Source organism: Streptomyces albiflavescens (genome assembly GCF_014645835.1).
Classification (GTDB): Bacteria; Actinomycetota; Actinomycetes; order Streptomycetales; family Streptomycetaceae; genus Streptomyces; species Streptomyces albiflavescens.
In genome coordinates this window covers 317,443-332,918 of record NZ_BMMM01000006.1, presented here as the reverse complement: position 1 = coordinate 332,918, position 15,476 = coordinate 317,443, and the positions used below count along the sequence as shown (strand labels likewise).

Here is a 15,476-nt window from a genome sequence, read left to right as displayed (position 1 = left end):
GGGAAGCCTCATCATGCCCCAGCACGCCCGGAACACGCGCGTCTGCCGTAACTGCGACGGCTTCGCCACCGCCGCCATCACCACCGGTGGACGCAACCGCGACGGATCCCGCACCACTCTCCGCGTCACCTGCACCACCTGCCAGGGCACCGGTACGGCCCGCATCGCTCGTCGGCAGGAGGTGAGCGTCTGATGCCCCGCCGCTGGAGCCTCGGTGTCGACCGCATCCACTCCGACGGACTGGACGGCGAGTACGACCAGCTGAAGAAGACCGTCAAGGCCCACCAACTGCACGACGGAGCGACGAAACTGCCCGCTCCGAGCCGCGGGTCCAAGAACCAGTCCCAGACCACAAGCCGCGACGCCAGCACCCCGCAAAAGCGCCGCTGGGGCCGGTGATCGTGTGACCTACACCGCCACCCCGGCGGGCCTGGATGCGGCCACCTTCGGCGACGTGCTGAGGGTGGCCGGCTCCGCCGACTTCGACCGCTGGCAGGAACAGATCCGCCGCACCGGAGGATGCTCCGACCCCATCCGGCTGACCGGTGGCACCAAGACCATCGACCCGACCACCAAGACCGTCCTGCACGCCTACACGACCGAGCACGAGCCGGGCGGCATGCTCCGCATCGCGTGCGGCAACCGCCGCGCCTCCCGCTGCCCGGCCTGCGCCTGGACCTACGCCGGCGATACCTACCACCTCATCCGCGCCGGGCTCGTCGGCGACCCGGACAAGGGCACCCCGCACACCATCCGGGATCACCCCCGCGTCTTCGCCACCCTCACGGCACCGTCGTTCGGCCGTGTCCACAACCGTCCCGACACGGGCCGCTGCCGCTGCGGTATCCGGCATCCCGAGGACGCTCCCGAACTTGGCACCCCGCTCGACCTCGGCTCCTACGACTACGCGGGCGCGGTGCTGTGGAACAACCACGCCTCGGAGCTGTGGCGGTACTTCACGATCTATCTGCGCCGCGAGATCGCACGACGTGCCGGCCTCACCCAGAAAGAGGCCCGCGAACAGTCCCGCGTCTCCTTCGGCAAAGTCGCCGAATACCAAAAGCGCGGGGCCGTGCACTTCCATGCCGTGATCCGCTTCGACGGACCCGACGGGCCCGACGACCCCCCGCCCGCCTGGGCCACCCTTGACCTGCTCACCGACGCCATCCGCGCCGCCGCAGCCCGCGTCCGGGTCGACGTCGAGGCCGCCGGCGACCAACCGGCCCGCATCCTGCGCTGGGGCACACAGCTCGACGTCCGCCTGATCCGGGCCTTCGACGATGGCGGAGACATCACCGAACAAGCCGTCGCCTCCTACGTCGCCAAATACGCCACGAAAGCCGCCGAGACCACCGGTGCCGCTGACGCTCCGGTCCACTGCCGCAAATGCCGCGGCAGCGGCCGCTCCCCTTTGTACGAGCGCGCGGGCTCGGCGCTCAGCCGCTGCGCCGCCTGCCACGGCACCGGTCTGGGCGAAGATCTCATCCGCCTGGAGATCACAGAGCATGCCCGACGTCTGATGGCCGCGTGCATCGATCTCCAACCGCTCTATCCCGAGCGCCAACTGGCCCGCTGGGCCCACATGCTCGGCTTCCGCGGCCACTTCTCCACCAAGTCCCGCCGCTACTCCACCACCCTCGGCGCCCTCCGCCAGGTCCGCGCCGACTACCGAGCAGCCCAGCAACGCGCCGCCCTCGGCCTGCCCGACCCTGACGACCACCCGGAGGCCACCACCCTCGTGCTCGCCCACTGGACCTACGCCGGCCACGGCTACACCCCCGGCGAATCCTGGCTCGCCGCCAACATCCGCCGGGACATCCAACTCAACCGCGAAACCGCACGCGAAGCACTGCAAGACCAACTGGCCCTGGAAGGAGCCGCGACGTGACGACGACAGTGATTGAGCGGAAGTGGTACTCCACGCGAGAAGTCGCCGAGATGCTCGGCTACGGACTTTCCAAGACCAAGATGCTGGTCCTTACCGGAGAGATCCGCTCCATCAAGGACGGCCGAAACCGCCGCATCCTGGCTCGTTACGTAGATGAGTACGTGGAACGGCGCGCCCAGGAAGCCGAAGCGGGGCGGGCGGTATGAGGGGCAAGCGTGGCAACGGTGAGGGTTCCATCTACCCGTACAAGAACGGCTACGCGGCCTACGTCTGGGTAACCAAGCCGGACGGGAAGCGGGCCCGCAAGTACGCCTACGGCAAGTCACGCGAGGAGGTCCACGAGAAGTGGCTCCAGCTGCACGCCGATGCGAAGAAGGGGCCGGTGGCCACTCGTCACCGGACGCTCGATGCCTTCCTCGTGTACTGGCTCGACTCGATCGTGAAGCCCAACCTCGCCCCGTTGTCGTACGTCTCGTACGAGGGATACGTGCGGCTCTACATCGCCCCGCACCTCGGGCCCAAGCGGCTGGACAAGCTGACCGTCCGGGACGTGCGCGAGTGGCTGACCAAGCTGGCGACCGTCTGCCAGTGCTGCGCTCAGGGGAAGGACGCCAAGCGGGAGCCCAACCGCCGAAAGTGCTGCGCGGTCGGTGACTGCTGCGAGTCGTATCCGTCCCGGCGGGTGATCCAGGGGTCTCGCGACGCCCTGCGCGCCGCGCTCACTCACGCGGTCACCGAGGAGGAGATCACCAAGAACGTCGCTTCCCTGGTGAAGGTGCCCAAGCCTCGCCGCCGCCGGATCAAGCCGTGGTCCGTTGCGGAGGCGGGCCGGTTCCTCGCCGATGCGGCTGCCCGCGATGACCATCTCTTCGCGGCCTGGGTGCTCGTGCTGTCCCTCGGCTTGCGCCGTGGTGAGGTGCTCGGTCTGACCTGGAAGTCCGTCGACTTCGAGAGGGGCGAGCTGTACGTGGATCATCAGATCCAGCGGGCGGGTCGGCAGATCCTGCACCGCGAGACCAAGACCGAGGACTCCGACGACTTCCTGCCTCTGCCGGCGCTCTGTCTCAAGGCGCTGCGGATGCGTCATGCCCAGCAGACCGGCGACCGGAAAGCTGCCGGGGAGCTCTGGCAGGACGGTCACGGCCTGATCTTCACCACGAAGTACGGAACCCCGATCGAGCCGGGCAACCTGACCCGCATGTTCGCGCTGCGTGCTCGCCGCGCCGGCCTTCGGATGATCCCTCTGCGGAACACCCGGCACACGTGCAGTTCGCTCCTGGTCGCGCTCAAGGTCCACCCGAAGGTGGCGCAGCGCATCCTCCGTCACTCGCAGATCGCCATGACGATGGAGGTCTACGCCGAGGCGAGCGAGGAAGAGGTACGCGCGGCGATCGGCAAGCTGTCCGACGCAATGGGCGGTACCGGTTGACACGGTTGCTGTACTTCGCTGCTGTACGGCTCTGAAACGCAAGAGGCCCCGGATCTCTCCGGGGCCTCTCACCTGTGTGCACTCGGCAGGATTCGAACCTGCAACCTTCTGATCCGTAGTCAGATGCTCTATCCGTTAAGCTACGAGTGCTTGTTTTGTTTTTGTCCCGCTCCCGGGCTTTCGGCCCGCTCGCGGCGACAGGAAGAACATTACATGACTGCCGCCGCCATGTGAAATCCGTTTGCCGCACCCCTTGTGAGCTGGGCAAACGCTCTGCGGCGCGCCGAAACGCCGAAGCCCCGGTCCTAGTGGACCGGGGCTTCGGATCTTGGCGCGGAGGCGGAGGGATTTGAACCCTCGATGGGCTTTGAGGCCCAAACCGCATTAGCAGTGCGGCGCCATAGACCGGACTAGGCGACGCCTCCCGCACAGCCACTCGCGCGAGCGCGAGTGGTGCGTGCAGATGATGACACAGTCGAGCGTGGTGTCACCAATCGCCCCCTACGGTACTAGGCAGGCGGGCCGCAGAGCAAAGTCCATTGCCGCATCGCAACCGGGCGGCGCGCGCGGCGTTAGTCAGGTCATGCTGCACCGTCTTGTTCTCACCGCCGCCGCGTCCGCCACGGCCGCCCTGTCCGCCGTACCGACCGCGTCCGCCGCGCCCGCCGGTCCCGTGTCCGCCGTACCCGCCACCGCGTCGGCCACCGGGCTCGCCACCACCATGTACGGCGAACCGGTTCTCCGGAGCCTGCCCCGGATGCCCCCGCCGGGCTCCGTCGACGACTCCGGGGACCGGCTGACCGTGACCGTCCACGACGCGGGAGGCGGTGCGGACGGGACGTACGAACTGCGGTGTCATCCCGACGGCGGCAGTCACCCCGATGTGAGCGGGGCGTGCCAGCAGCTGGACCGGAGCACCACCTGGGGCAAGGACCCCTTCGCCGCAGTGCCGCCTGGCACGATGTGCACGATGCTGTACGGCGGTCCGGCCACCGCCCATGTCACGGGAACCTGGGCGGGGCGGCCCGTCGACGCGCAGTTCGACCGCGCGGACGGGTGCGAGATCGCACGGTGGGACGCGCTGGTGCCGCTGCTGCCGGACAGCCACGTGTAGCCCGGACAGCCACGTATGGCGAGGACATCGTGGAGTCACGGCGACCTCATGGTTCCGGGATGGATTCGGGGGTTGAAATGCGCGGTCACAGGTTCTACGCCTCTTCTGCGTCCTATCCGCGTCACTTCCGCGTGCGACCTCCCTCTCATCCGGCGTCGCGAGCGCAACCACTGCCCGTAGACTCCCTCGCGTGACACGCTGCGGACCGATTGGCAAGATGGCATCCGCGGTCGGCAAGGTGCGGTAACAGGGAGGAAGCGTCTCGTGAGCAGCAGGCCATCCCGAGGCGCTGCTCGCCTCGCAGCCATACTGGACGCGCTGCCCGATGCGTTGGTGCTGGTCAACGCCAATGGGACCGTCGTCAACGCCAACACCATCGCCCTGGAGGCCTTCGAGGCCCCGGGCACGGCTCTGGTGGGCCGGGGGCTGCTCGATCTGCTGCCGCAGTTCGACTCCCGGCTGATCCCCGGATCCATGCGGCGGCCCGACACCATCGACCAGAGCGGGCGGACCAAGCCGACCAGGATGATCGCGCGGCGGACCGACGGCACAGAGTTCCCGGTCGAGGTCACCAGTGCGAATCTGGAGAACGGCCAGCAGGCCTACGACAGCTACGGCCCCACCCCTGACGAGCTGCTCATGCTCGTCGTGCGCGATCTGTCGGGCACCGTCGACACCGAGGCCGAACTCGCGCGTTCGCAACGACAGACCGAGATGATCCTGCGCGCCGCGGCCGAGGGCGTGGTCGGGACGGACACGGAAGGGCGGGTCGTCCTCGTCAATCCGGCGGCCGCTCAGATACTCGGTTACCGGGCCAGCGATCTCGGCGGCCAGGATCTGCACGCCCTCATCCTTCACTCGCGCGCGGACGGCGAGCCCTTCGCGTACGAGGAGTCGCCGCTCGCCGACACCCTGCGCTCCGGGCGCAAGCACCGGGTGCGCGGGCAGGTGCTGTGGTCGAAGGCCGGGGACCAGGTGCCGGTCGACCTCACGACCGCGCCGGTGCGGGACGGGGACCAGCTCGTCGGCGCCGTCATGACCTTCACCGACCGGCGGCCGTACGACACCCTTGCCGAGGAGAAGGACGCCGAGGCCACCCGGCATGCCGACGAGCTCGTACGCCTCGCGGACGAGCACGCCGAGGAGCTCAAGACGCTGCGCGAGCGGCACGCGGCCGAGCTGGCCGAGCTGAGCGAGCGGCACGAGGAGGAACTCGCCGCAGGCGACGAGCGGTACGCGGCGCTCGGCGAGCGCGAGAAGGACCGTTACGAGGCGCTGACCGCCCGCCACGAGCAGCTGCTCGCGGTGCTCGGCCAGTCCCTGCGCGGGCCCCTCGACCAGCTGCGCGGCGAACTCTCCAAGCTCGCCGCCGACGACGCCGGACAGCTGTGGCCCGAGGCCAACCAGGTGCTCCACCACCTGGCGGCCGGCTACTCGCGGATCACGACGCTCGTGGACAACGTCCTCGGCTATCAGCGACTCGACTCCGGGGCCGAGGAGATCTCCCGTACGAAGGTGATGCTCGACGCGGTCGTCACGGCCGGTGTCGACGGGGCCGTCGAGCTGATCGGACCCGGACGGGTCCAGTTCGCCGTGCACGCGCCGCCGATCGAGGCCGAGGTCGACCCGGCACGGCTCGCGAACGCCCTCGCGCATCTCATCGCGGACGTCGCCGGAGTCGACGCGACCGGCAACGCGCCCGTGTCGGCGGGCGGTTACATGGACAACACCGTCGTCGTCGCAGCGGCGCAGCGCGGTGAGGGCGTCCGTATCGAGGTGCGCGGGCCGTACGCCGGGGGAGACCCGGTGCACGAGCCGATCGTGCGCGGGATCGTGCGCGCGCACGGCGGTGTGCTGCAGACGCACGAGGTGCCGGGGATGAGCGGCAGCGCGTTCGTGCTCGAGGTGCCGATCGGGGGTGGGGCCGGGACGGTTCCCGCTCCCGAGAACACTGCCGGTTCCGAGGTCGCCCTTCCTGAGCAGGCCCCGCACCAGAGCGGTGGCAGGCGGCGGGCCCGGCGGTCCTCCGTGGACGCCTTCCTGGAGAGCGAGGTACCCGGGGAGTCCGGCACCACGGCTGTCGAGACGGGCGGGGTCGCTCCCACAGGGCGACGGCGCCGGCGTGCGGGGGACGGCGAAGTATCGGTTCCCGCCCAGGCGTCGGGAGTCGAGGGTCCCGGTGACGGCGGGGCCTCCGGTTCCGGTGGTACCGGGCGCCGGCGGGGACGGCCGAGTCCGGCCGAGGGCACGGCCTCCGACGTGAACGGCGACGTCTCCGAGGGCGCGGTCGTCATGGCGGGCGAGCACGCGGCGGGGACCGCGGCCGTGGGTACGGGGCTCGGCGGGACCGTGCCTCCGCAGGGGGTGCCGGTGCCCTCCGGCCGGCGCGCACGGCGGGACGGCGAACAGCACGCGCTGCCGCCCGCGTTGCCCGCGGCGCCCAGTACGCCCGTCGCACCGGACGCGCCGGACTCCAGTGGCTCCGCCGACGCGGGGCAGCCGACCGGGCGGCGCCGGCGTGCGCTGGCCGCCGCGGCCGAGCGTGCCGCCGCGCAAGAGGCGGGCGCTCGTACGGTGTTCGCACTGCCGCCCGCTGACGCTGACCGCTCACCCGAGTACGCCCAGGCGCAGGCACAGGTCCAGACTCAGCAGGCCGACAGCGGTCTCGTCGGGCACGAGCCGGGCGACGACGGCCGTCATGACGCGATGCTGCACGACCCGGCCGACGATCACACTCCGCCGCAGCCGCACCCCGTTTCCGCTCCGACGGGACGGCGGCGCGCTCGCCGTGCCCCGGGTACTCCGGGTCAGCCGGACGCGGTGGGAACGCCCGCACAGGGGATTCCGGCACAGGCGGTTCCGGCACCGGGGGTTCCCGGCCAGACCGTGCCCGCGCAAGGCGTTCCCGCGCAGGGCGTTCCGGGTGCGGCCGCCGCCGGCCGGTCGGTTCTCGCGCAGACGACTCAGGCACCGCAGGCGGCGCCGGCCACACCAACACCGCAGACCGCTGCCGCCGCCCAGGCCACCCCGGCCGCCGGCACCCCGGCACCGGTCCCGGCTCCGGCGCCGCAGCCGTGGCCGAACGCGAACACCCCCGCCAACGCCAACGACACATCGGGCGCGGGAACTCCGACCCCCGTACCCCCCGCGGCGGCGTCCGCACAGCCCGGAGCTCCGGCACCGAGCGCGGCCCCCGCCGCCGCTCGGCCGACCCCTGCCCCGGGCACCCCGCTCCCCCCTGAGCTCCCGGCGCAGCCCCGGGTCGCCCAGCCCCTGCCCGCCGAGGCCGCGGACCCTGTCGACCCCAACTCGACACAGGGGCGCGCGATCAGCGTGCGGACGCTCGGCCAGGGCGTCCCGTTCGCCCGCCAGGCCCCGCCGAACCAGCCCGCGCCACAGGCCCAGCCCCAGACCCCCACTCCTCCGCCGCACCAGGCGAACGGCGGCGGCCGTCGCCGCAAGCTCGGAACGCCCCCCGAGCCCGCAGCTGAGCGTCCGGAGACTGCGGCCCGTCCGCACCCGCAGGCCGGACAGGCCCCGACGGCCCCCGGGGCCCGGCTGCCCGGAGCCACCGAGGGCGCCGGACGGTCGTACGCCATAGGAGCACCGGACGAGAACGCCGACGAAGGCCCCGAGCCGCTCGACGGTCCCGGCGGTGCCGTCGAGGTCGCCGACAAGCCGCAGCCGCGGCCCCTGGACGACGAACTGCCCCCGGAGCCGCTGGACAACCCGCGGCGGCTGCTCGTCTGGCCCGCGCCGGACGTGACGACCCAGCAGGCGCTGAGCGACCGCGGCTACCGGCCCGTCATCGTGCACTCGCGCGAGGAGGTCGACGCACAGATCGCCGCCTTCCCGGCCGCGCTCTTCGTCGACCCGCTGACCGGGCCCATCACGCGCACGGCGCTCCAGTCGCTGCGCCAGGCCGCCGTCGCCGCCGAGGTGCCCGTCCTCGTGACGGCGGGACTCGGCCAGGCGACACGCGAGGCGGCGTACGGCGCCGATCCCGCCGTACTCCTGAAGGCCCTGGCGCCGCGGGACTCCGAGCAGCACCCGCCACGCGTGCTGCTCATCGAGGAGCACGCGGAGATCGCGCTGGCGCTGACCGCGACGCTGGAGCGGCGCGGGATGCAGGTCGCACGTGCGTCGACCGACGAGGACGCCGTCACGCTGGCCTCGCAGATGCGGCCCAACCTGGTCGTGATGGACCTGATGCAGGTACGGCCTCGGCGCGCCGGGATCGTGGACTGGCTGCGCGCGCACGGCCAGTTGAACCGCACCCCGCTGGTCGTCTACACGGCCGCCGTCGACCACGCCGAACTGCCGCGCCTGGCCGCGGGGGAGACGGTGCTGTTCCTCGCCGAGCGCTCGACCAGCGCCGAGGTACAGGACCGCATCGTCGACCTGCTGGCACGCATCGGGACGAACTAGTCGGCGCACATGGGCACGAACTGGTCGGCACGTCGGGGTACGGGCTGCACGCTGATCACGCCGCGGGCCTGCGCGCCGGCGATGGCGGCGGTCTTGCGGGCGTGGTGCTCCTAACGCTCGGCCTCGTCGGGGAGTTCGGCCGTGCCGTACTGTGCGTCGGTGACGTGCCCCGTGCCCTTACGCAGGTGACATGCGCGTACGTCGGGCGGGGAGCCCTGGGGCGCCCCGCCCGACGGACCTCTTTGTCATTGTTGGGTGACGCTGTTGCCGTCGGTGACGCTGTGCCGTCGGTCAGAGCTTCGTCACGTCGAGTTCGCCCTCCGCGTACTGCCTGCGGAGCACCTTCTTGTCGAACTTGCCCACGCTCGTCTTCGGGACCGACTCGATGATCGTCCAGCGCTCGGGGAGCTGCCACCTGGCGATCTTGCCCTCGTCGGCGAGGAAGGCGCGCAGCGACTCGAAGTCGGCGGCGGAGCCCGCCTTCAGGACGACGGTGGCCAGCGGCCGCTCGCCCCACTTCTCGTCGGGGACGGCGACGACGGCTGCCTCGGTCACGTCCGGGTGGGACATGAGGGCGTTCTCCAGGTCGACGGACGAGATCCACTCGCCACCCGACTTGATGACGTCCTTGGCGCGGTCGGTGAGGGTCAGGAAGCCGTCGGCGCTGATCGTGCCGACGTCACCGGTCTTGAGCCAGCCGTCCTCGCTGAACTTGTCGGCGGGGCGCAGTGGTTCGACGCCCTGGCCGCCGTAGTAGGCGCCCGCGATCCAGGGGCCGCGGACTTCCAGCTCGCCCGCGGACTCGCCGTCCCAGGGGAGCCGCTCGCCGCCGGGTCCGGTCAGCCGGGCCTCGACGCTCGCCGGGAAGCGGCCCTGCGTCAGCCGGTATCCGAACTCCTCGTCCGTGCCCACGGCATGGGCCGGCGGCCGGGCGATCGTGCCGAGCGGCGAGGTCTCGGTCATGCCCCAGGCGTGGCAGACCCGCATGCCCAGCTCGTCGAAGGCCGTCATGAGCGAGGGCGGGCAGGCCGAGCCGCCGATGGTGACCTGAGTGAGGGAGGAGACGTCACGGGGCTTGGCGTGCAACTCGGCGAGCAGGCCCTGCCAGATGGTGGGGACGGCGGCGGCGTGCGTCGGCCGCTCGCTCTCGATCATCTCGGCGAGCGGCGCGGCCTGCAGGAAACGGTCCGGCATCAGCATGTTGATGCCGGACATGAAGGTCGCGTGCGGCAGACCCCAGGCGTTGACGTGGAACTGCGGGACCACCACGAGGGAGGTGTCGCGGTCGGTGAGACCCATCGACTGGGCCATGTTGACCTGCATGGAGTGCAGGTAGATCGAACGGTGGGAGTACACCACGCCCTTGGGGTCGCCGGTGGTGCCGGAGGTGTAACACATGGCCGCGGCCTGGCGCTCGTCGATCTCCGGCCAGTCGTACGTGGTCGGCTTCCCGGCGAGCAGCTCCTCGTACTCGTGCACCCGCACGGCCGCGCCGTCGAGCAGCGAACGGTCGCCGGGGCCCGAGACCACCACGTGCTCCACCGTGGGCAGATGGGGGAGGAGCGGCGCGAGCAGCGGCAGCAGCGAGCCGTTGACGATGACCACGCGGTCGGCGGCGTGGTTGACGATGAAGACGAGCTGTTCCGCGGGCAGGCGGAGGTTGAGCGTGTGGAGCACCGCGCCCATGGAGGGGATCGCGAAGTACGCCTCGACATGCTCGGCGTTGTTCCACATCAGCGTCGCGACCCGCTCGTCGCCCGTCACACCGAGGTCGTCGCGAAGGGCATGCGCGAGCTGAACCGCGCGCGTCCCGGCCTCCCGGAAACTGCGCCGCTGCGGCTCGCCCTCCCCGGTCCAGGTCGTGATCTGCGACGAACCGTGCACGAGCGCCCCGTGCACGAGAATGCGGGTCACAGTCAGCGGTACGTCCTGCATCGTGCTCAGCACGGCGTCCTCCCGGGGGCGACATTGCCTACGCGGCAGTAAGGGCTGCGCTGATTCTGCGCACATACCGCGCGGTATGTCACTAGTCCCGGGCGATCGATCACGTCACGTATTGGCTGTGCAACACCTCTACCAGCGGTAACTACCGCACCGGGCTCAACTCAGGATCCTCACGCAACTTGCCCAGCGCGCGCGAAACGGCCGACTTGACCGTCCCGACCGAGACCCCGAGCACCTCCGCCGTCTGAGCCTCGCTCAGGTCCTCGTAATACCGCAGGACGACCATCGCCCGCTGCCGCGCCGGCAACTTCATGATCGCCCGCCACATCGCGTCGTGCAGTGCCTGCTGCTCGGCGGGGTCCGAAGAGGGCAGCGCCTCCGGCTCCGGCAGCTCGTCGCACGCGAACTCGTCGACCTTGCGCTTGCGCCACTGGGACGTCCGCGTGTTCAGCAGCGCCCGGCGGACATACCCGTCCAGCGCCCGGTGGTCCTCGATCCGGTCCCATGCGACATACGTCTTCGTCAGCGCGGTCTGCAGCAGGTCCTCGGCGTCGCTCGGGTTCGCGGTGAGCGACCGGGCGGTACGCAGCAGCACCGGCTGGCGGGCCTTCACGTACGACGCGAACGATGAGTACGGCACGTACGGAAGGGTCCGCGTCGCGACGTTCGAAGCGCTGGTGCAGACGGGTGTGGTCATGGCTCCACGCTAGGTTCGCCCCCTACTCTCGCGGATCGGCCGCAGGTCCCGAAGCCATGTCCCCCTCAGGTTGTAGGAGGGGGGTTGCCCCCACCTCCTGAGGGTGGACGAGCAGCGCCTGCACCCTGAGGGTTCACCCCTGAGGGACGACTACCGTGGCAGTACCCAGGGGCAGTGGAGGGGTCCTGGGGACCGTGGACGGGACCTCGGGGGTGGTGCACGGGACCTCGGGGCAGTACACGGAGCCTTGGGGCAAGTGGGCGGGAACCCCGGGTCGGCGCACGGGACCTCGATGCAGTGGGCTGAACCCCGGGCGCGCTCGGACGGACTCGGACGAACGAACTCGGACGAACTCGGGCGGACTCGGACGCCCTCACCCGTCCGTCCCGAGGATCAGCCCCGAGGTAGGCACCCCCGTGCCCGCGGTGACGAGAACGCGGCCGGCCTCCGGTATCTGGTTCACGGACGTGCCCCGGAGCTGTCGTACCGCCTCAGCGATCCCGTTCATCCCGTGCAGATACGCCTCCCCGAGCTGCCCTCCATGTGTGTTGAGCGGCAGCCGCTCCTCGGCGACGAGGTCCGCGGCCTCCCCGGGCTTGCAGAACCCGAACTCCTCCAGCTGCATCAGCACGAACGGAGTGAAGTGGTCGTACAGAATCCCCACGTCGATCTCCGCCGGGGTCAGCCCGGACGTCCGCCACAGCTGCCGGGCCACGACGCCCATCTCCGGAAGCCCGGTCAGGTCGTCCCGGTAGAAGCTGGTCATCTGCTCCTGCGCCCGGCCCGCGCCCTGGGCGGCGGCCGTGATCACCGCGGGGGGATGCGGGAGATCGCGGGCCCGCTCCACCGAGGTGACCACCAGTGCCTGGCCGCCGTCCGTCTCCTGACAGCAGTCCAGCAACCGCAGCGGCTCGACGATCCACCGCGAGGCCGCGTGCTCGGCGAGGGTGATCGGTCTGCCGTGGAAGTAGGCGGCAGGGTTCGTCGCCGCGTACTTCCGGTCCACCACGGCGACATGGCCGAACGCCTCGGGCGTCAGTCCGTACGTGTGCAGATACCGCTGGGCCGCCATCGCCACCCAGGACGCGGGCGTGAGCAGCCCGAACGGCAGTGACCAGCCCAGCGCCGCGCCCTCCGCCGACGGCTCCCGCTGCTGCACGCCCGAGCCGAATCTCCGGCCCGACCGCTCGTTGAACGCCCGGTAGCAGACCACCACCTCGGCCACCCCGGTCGCCACCGCGAGCGCCGCCTGCTGGACGGTCGCGCAGGCCGCCCCGCCCCCATAGTGGATCCGCGAGAAGAAGGACAGCTCCCCCATGCCGGCCGCCTGGGCGACGGTGATCTCGGGGCTGGTGTCCATCGTGAACGTGACCATCCCGTCCACGTCCCCCGGCGTCAGCCCGGCGTCGTCGAGCGCGGCCCGCACCGCCTCCACCGCCAGCCGCAGCTCGCTGCGCCCCGAGTCCTTGGAGAACTCGGTGGCCCCGATTCCGACGACCGCCGCCCTTCCGCCGAGGCGGTCCCTCATCCGTACGCTCATCGGGCGCCTCCGGGCGGAAGAGTGACCGTCACAGTCCCGGTCACATGTCTGCCGATGCCGTTCGCCCCGACCACCCGCACCGTCGCCGTGTCGCCCGCGACCTCCTCCACGGAGCCGGTCAACACCATGGTGTCGCCCGGGTAGTTGGGTGCGCCGAGGCGTATGGCCACCTTGCGGAGCACCGCGTCCGGTCCGAGGCAGTCGGTGATGTACCTCCCGACCAGGCCGTTGGTGGTCAGGATGTTCATGAAGATGTCGGGTGAACCCTTCTGCCGCGCCAGCTCCGCGTCGTGGTGCACGTCCTGGTAGTCCCGCGACGCGATCGCCCCGGCCACGATCAGCGTGCGCGTGACCTCGATCTCCAGCGGCGGCAGTGCGTCGCCGACCCTCATGTCTCCACCTCCCCGCTCACGATCAAATCCCCCAATTCCTGGAGCACTTCGCTCCCGCACCCCAGATACGCGTCGAGCTGCCGCCCCCAAAGGAAGTGCCGGTGCACGGGATGCTCCAGGTCGGCCCCCGTCCCGCCGTGCAGATGCTGGCCCGTGTGCACCACTCGCTGTCCCGCCTCGGACGCCCACCACGCGGCGGTCAGGGCGTGCGTCGCATACGCCAGCCCCTCGTCGCGGCGCCACGCCGCCTCGTATGCCGTCACCCGTATCGCCTCGGTGTCCATGTACGCGTCGGCGGCCCGGAGTTGAACCCCTTGCTTGGCGGCGAGCGGCCGCCCGAACTGCTCCCGCCCGTTGGTGTGCTCCACGGCCCGCGCCAGCGACCCCGCACACACCCCGGCCTGCAGCCCCGCGAAGGCGGTACGCGCGAGAGCGAGCACGTCCTCGTACGCATCCACGCAGGGTTCTTCCCGCCCGCCTGACGCGCTCGCGGAAGCCTCCTCCCGCCCAGGCGGCTTGCTCGCGGAAGCCTCCTCGCTCCCTGCCCGCGTGCCCACGGGCGCATCTTCCCGCCCAGCCGACGCACCCAGCCGCTCTCCCGGCGTCCCGTCGAGCGTCAACCGTCCCGCCGACCAGGGCGCCGTCAGCTCCACCGGCTCGCACCCTGCCTCGGCGGTCCGCACCAGCCAGAGCCGACGCCGGTCGTCCGCGACAAGCACATGGGTGGCGTCCCGCAGCCAGGGCACCACGGGGACCACACCGCTCAGCCGCCCCGCTGCTTCCTCCCGCACGGCCCCCGCATCAGCGATGGCCCCGCTCACCACCACCGTGCCGTCCCCGATCCCCGGCACGAGCCGCTCCCGCTGCTCCCGTGAACCGTGCGCCGCCACCGCCAGCAGCCCGTACACACAGCTCGCCGCGAAGGGCACCTGAGCCGTGGTGCGCCCCTGCTCCTCCAGGAGGAGCACCAGGCCGAGGAGTCCTATGTCCGCCACGGCCGCCACGAGCCCGGCCGCGCACAGCTCCTTCCACAGCTCGGCGTCGCTGCCGGTTCCAGCCGCAGCGAGCCGCTCGTGCGTGGAGAGGTCGCCGAAGATCCGTGCGGCCAGGTCACGGGCGGCCGCCTGCTCCTCGGTCGGCGTGAAGTCCATCTCAGCTCCCCCCGCCATCGGTCTCGCCGGCCCGGAAGACCGGCAGCACCAACTCTTCGTCGTACCGCTCGAACTGGAGCCGCACGGGCATCCCGATCCGCACCTTGTCGTACGGCACCCCGACCACGTTGCTCACGATCCGCACGCCCTCCGCCAGCTCGATGAGCCCGACGGCGTAGGGAGGGTCGAAGGCCGGGAAGGGCGGGTGGTGCATGACGACGTACGAGTAGACCGACCCCTCGCCGCTCGCCTCGACCGTGTCCCACTCCAGGCAGCCGCAGGCGCCGCACCCTGGCAGCCAGGGAAACCGCAGGCTCCCGCACCCACCGCACCGCTGGATGAGCAGCTTGTGCTGCCCGACGCCCTCCCAGAACCCGGCATTGTCCCGGTTGACGACCGGCCTCGGGCGCCTGGCCTTCGGCTTCCCGCGTGCCGGCGCGTACTTGAGGATCCGGAACCGGTGCGTCCCGGCCAGTTCCCCTCCCGCGCGCACATCCATCCGCGTCGTGACGAAGTGGCCCGTCCCCAGCTTGGTCGTCTTGCGCTCGGAGACCGACTCGATCACCGCGTCGAAGGTGATCTCGTCCCCGGGGCGCAGGGGGCGTACGTACTCCTGCTCGCAGTCGGTGGCGACCACGGAGGTGTAGCCGGCGTCGTCGAGCAGTCCCAGCAGCTCGTCGTACGCGCCGGAGCGTCCCGTGTGGCCCGAGAGACCGCCCATCGTCCACGCCTGGAGCATGGTGGGCGGCGCTATGGCCTCGGGCCCCGCGTACGCCGGATTCGTGTCGCCCATCGCCTCGCACCAGTGCCGGATCATCGGCTCGTTGACCGGGTCCTTGCCCGCGCCCGCGACGGCTGCGGCCCGCCCCTCAAACGCCTTCAACCGCATCGCC

13 protein-coding genes and 2 tRNA genes are annotated in these 15,476 nt (G+C 71.2%); 7 read left to right on the top strand and 8 right to left on the bottom strand.

The window, feature by feature from the left end:
* The first annotated feature begins 13 nt into the window (after positions 1-13).
* Genes IEY95_RS19025 through IEY95_RS19005 form a run of 5 tightly spaced genes read left to right on the top strand, consistent with a single transcriptional unit; the run spans position 14 to position 3,317 of the window.
* Entirely contained in the window at positions 14-193 is a 180-nt protein-coding gene (locus tag IEY95_RS19025; RefSeq protein ID WP_189187223.1) for a hypothetical protein, read from the top strand.
* On the top strand, positions 193-399 hold the full coding sequence (locus IEY95_RS19020; protein WP_189187222.1) for a hypothetical protein: 207 nt from the start codon (positions 193-195) through the stop codon (positions 397-399). Before IEY95_RS19025 ends, IEY95_RS19020 begins: the two co-directional genes overlap by 1 nt.
* Before the next feature lie 4 nt (positions 400-403).
* Entirely contained in the window at positions 404-1,888 is a 1,485-nt protein-coding gene (locus IEY95_RS19015) for a replication initiator (protein ID WP_189187221.1), read from the top strand.
* Positions 1,885-2,094: an excisionase family DNA-binding protein gene (locus IEY95_RS19010; RefSeq protein ID WP_189187220.1), complete on the top strand. Its 210-nt coding sequence runs from the start codon at positions 1,885-1,887 to the stop codon at positions 2,092-2,094. The genes IEY95_RS19015 and IEY95_RS19010 overlap by 4 nt, the downstream gene beginning before the upstream one ends.
* Complete coding sequence (locus IEY95_RS19005) at positions 2,091-3,317, top strand: site-specific integrase (protein WP_189187219.1); 1,227 nt, start codon at positions 2,091-2,093, stop codon at positions 3,315-3,317. Before IEY95_RS19010 ends, IEY95_RS19005 begins: the two co-directional genes overlap by 4 nt.
* 77 nt (positions 3,318-3,394) lie before the next feature.
* On the opposite strand, the gene IEY95_RS19000 is transcribed toward IEY95_RS19005, so the two are convergent.
* Positions 3,395-3,467, bottom strand: a tRNA-Arg gene (locus IEY95_RS19000).
* 184 nt (positions 3,468-3,651) lie between these two features.
* A tRNA-Ser gene (locus tag IEY95_RS18995) sits at positions 3,652-3,742 on the bottom strand.
* Positions 3,743-3,900: 158 nt separating this feature from the next.
* On the opposite strand from IEY95_RS18995, the gene IEY95_RS18990 reads away from it, so the two are divergent.
* Both IEY95_RS18990 and IEY95_RS18985 read left to right on the top strand, forming a co-directional pair.
* Positions 3,901-4,431, top strand: a complete 531-nt coding sequence (locus IEY95_RS18990; protein WP_229703135.1) for an SSI family serine proteinase inhibitor — start codon at positions 3,901-3,903, stop codon at positions 4,429-4,431.
* A 264-nt stretch (positions 4,432-4,695) separates the two neighbouring features.
* Positions 4,696-8,859 carry a PAS domain-containing protein gene (locus IEY95_RS18985; protein WP_189187218.1) on the top strand — a complete coding sequence of 1,388 codons (4,164 nt, stop codon included), beginning with the start codon at positions 4,696-4,698 and terminating at the stop codon, positions 8,857-8,859.
* A gap of 291 nt (positions 8,860-9,150) precedes the next feature.
* On the opposite strand, the gene IEY95_RS18980 is transcribed toward IEY95_RS18985, so the two are convergent.
* The 6 genes from IEY95_RS18980 to IEY95_RS18955 form a co-directional block, all read right to left on the bottom strand.
* Positions 9,151-10,794, bottom strand: a complete 1,644-nt coding sequence (locus tag IEY95_RS18980; RefSeq protein WP_189187375.1) for a long-chain fatty acid--CoA ligase — start codon at positions 10,792-10,794, stop codon at positions 9,151-9,153.
* A 151-nt stretch (positions 10,795-10,945) separates the two neighbouring features.
* A complete protein-coding gene (locus IEY95_RS18975; protein WP_189187217.1) occupies positions 10,946-11,500 on the bottom strand; it encodes a SigE family RNA polymerase sigma factor in 555 nt (184 codons plus the stop codon).
* Positions 11,501-11,873: 373 nt separating this feature from the next.
* Entirely contained in the window at positions 11,874-13,040 is a 1,167-nt protein-coding gene (locus IEY95_RS18970) for a lipid-transfer protein (protein WP_189187216.1), read from the bottom strand.
* Entirely contained in the window at positions 13,037-13,432 is a 396-nt protein-coding gene (locus IEY95_RS18965; RefSeq protein WP_189187215.1) for a MaoC family dehydratase, read from the bottom strand. The genes IEY95_RS18970 and IEY95_RS18965 overlap by 4 nt, the downstream gene beginning before the upstream one ends.
* Positions 13,429-14,583 carry an acyl-CoA dehydrogenase family protein gene (locus IEY95_RS18960; protein ID WP_189187214.1) on the bottom strand — a complete coding sequence of 385 codons (1,155 nt, stop codon included), beginning with the start codon at positions 14,581-14,583 and terminating at the stop codon, positions 13,429-13,431. The genes IEY95_RS18965 and IEY95_RS18960 overlap by 4 nt, the downstream gene beginning before the upstream one ends.
* 1 nt (position 14,584) lies before the next feature.
* On the bottom strand, positions 14,585-15,472 hold the full coding sequence (locus IEY95_RS18955; protein WP_189187374.1) for a bifunctional MaoC family dehydratase N-terminal/OB-fold nucleic acid binding domain-containing protein: 888 nt from the start codon (positions 15,470-15,472) through the stop codon (positions 14,585-14,587).
* Positions 15,473-15,476: the final 4 nt, after the last annotated feature.

Coding starts and splice junctions, on each gene's coding strand:
- IEY95_RS19025 (WP_189187223.1), top strand. CDS start 14: ATGCCCCAGCACGCCCGGAACACGCGCGTCTGCCGTAACTGCGACGGC.
- IEY95_RS18990 (WP_229703135.1), top strand. CDS start 3,901: ATGCTGCACCGTCTTGTTCTCACCGCCGCCGCGTCCGCCACGGCCGCC.
- IEY95_RS18970 (WP_189187216.1), bottom strand. CDS start 13,040: ATGAGCGTACGGATGAGGGACCGCCTCGGCGGAAGGGCGGCGGTCGTC.
- IEY95_RS19005 (WP_189187219.1), top strand. CDS start 2,091: ATGAGGGGCAAGCGTGGCAACGGTGAGGGTTCCATCTACCCGTACAAG.
- IEY95_RS18975 (WP_189187217.1), bottom strand. CDS start 11,500: ATGACCACACCCGTCTGCACCAGCGCTTCGAACGTCGCGACGCGGACC.
- IEY95_RS18980 (WP_189187375.1), bottom strand. CDS start 10,794: ATGCAGGACGTACCGCTGACTGTGACCCGCATTCTCGTGCACGGGGCG.
- IEY95_RS18955 (WP_189187374.1), bottom strand. CDS start 15,472: ATGCGGTTGAAGGCGTTTGAGGGGCGGGCCGCAGCCGTCGCGGGCGCG.
- IEY95_RS19020 (WP_189187222.1), top strand. CDS start 193: ATGCCCCGCCGCTGGAGCCTCGGTGTCGACCGCATCCACTCCGACGGA.
- IEY95_RS18965 (WP_189187215.1), bottom strand. CDS start 13,432: ATGAGGGTCGGCGACGCACTGCCGCCGCTGGAGATCGAGGTCACGCGC.
- IEY95_RS18960 (WP_189187214.1), bottom strand. CDS start 14,583: ATGGACTTCACGCCGACCGAGGAGCAGGCGGCCGCCCGTGACCTGGCC.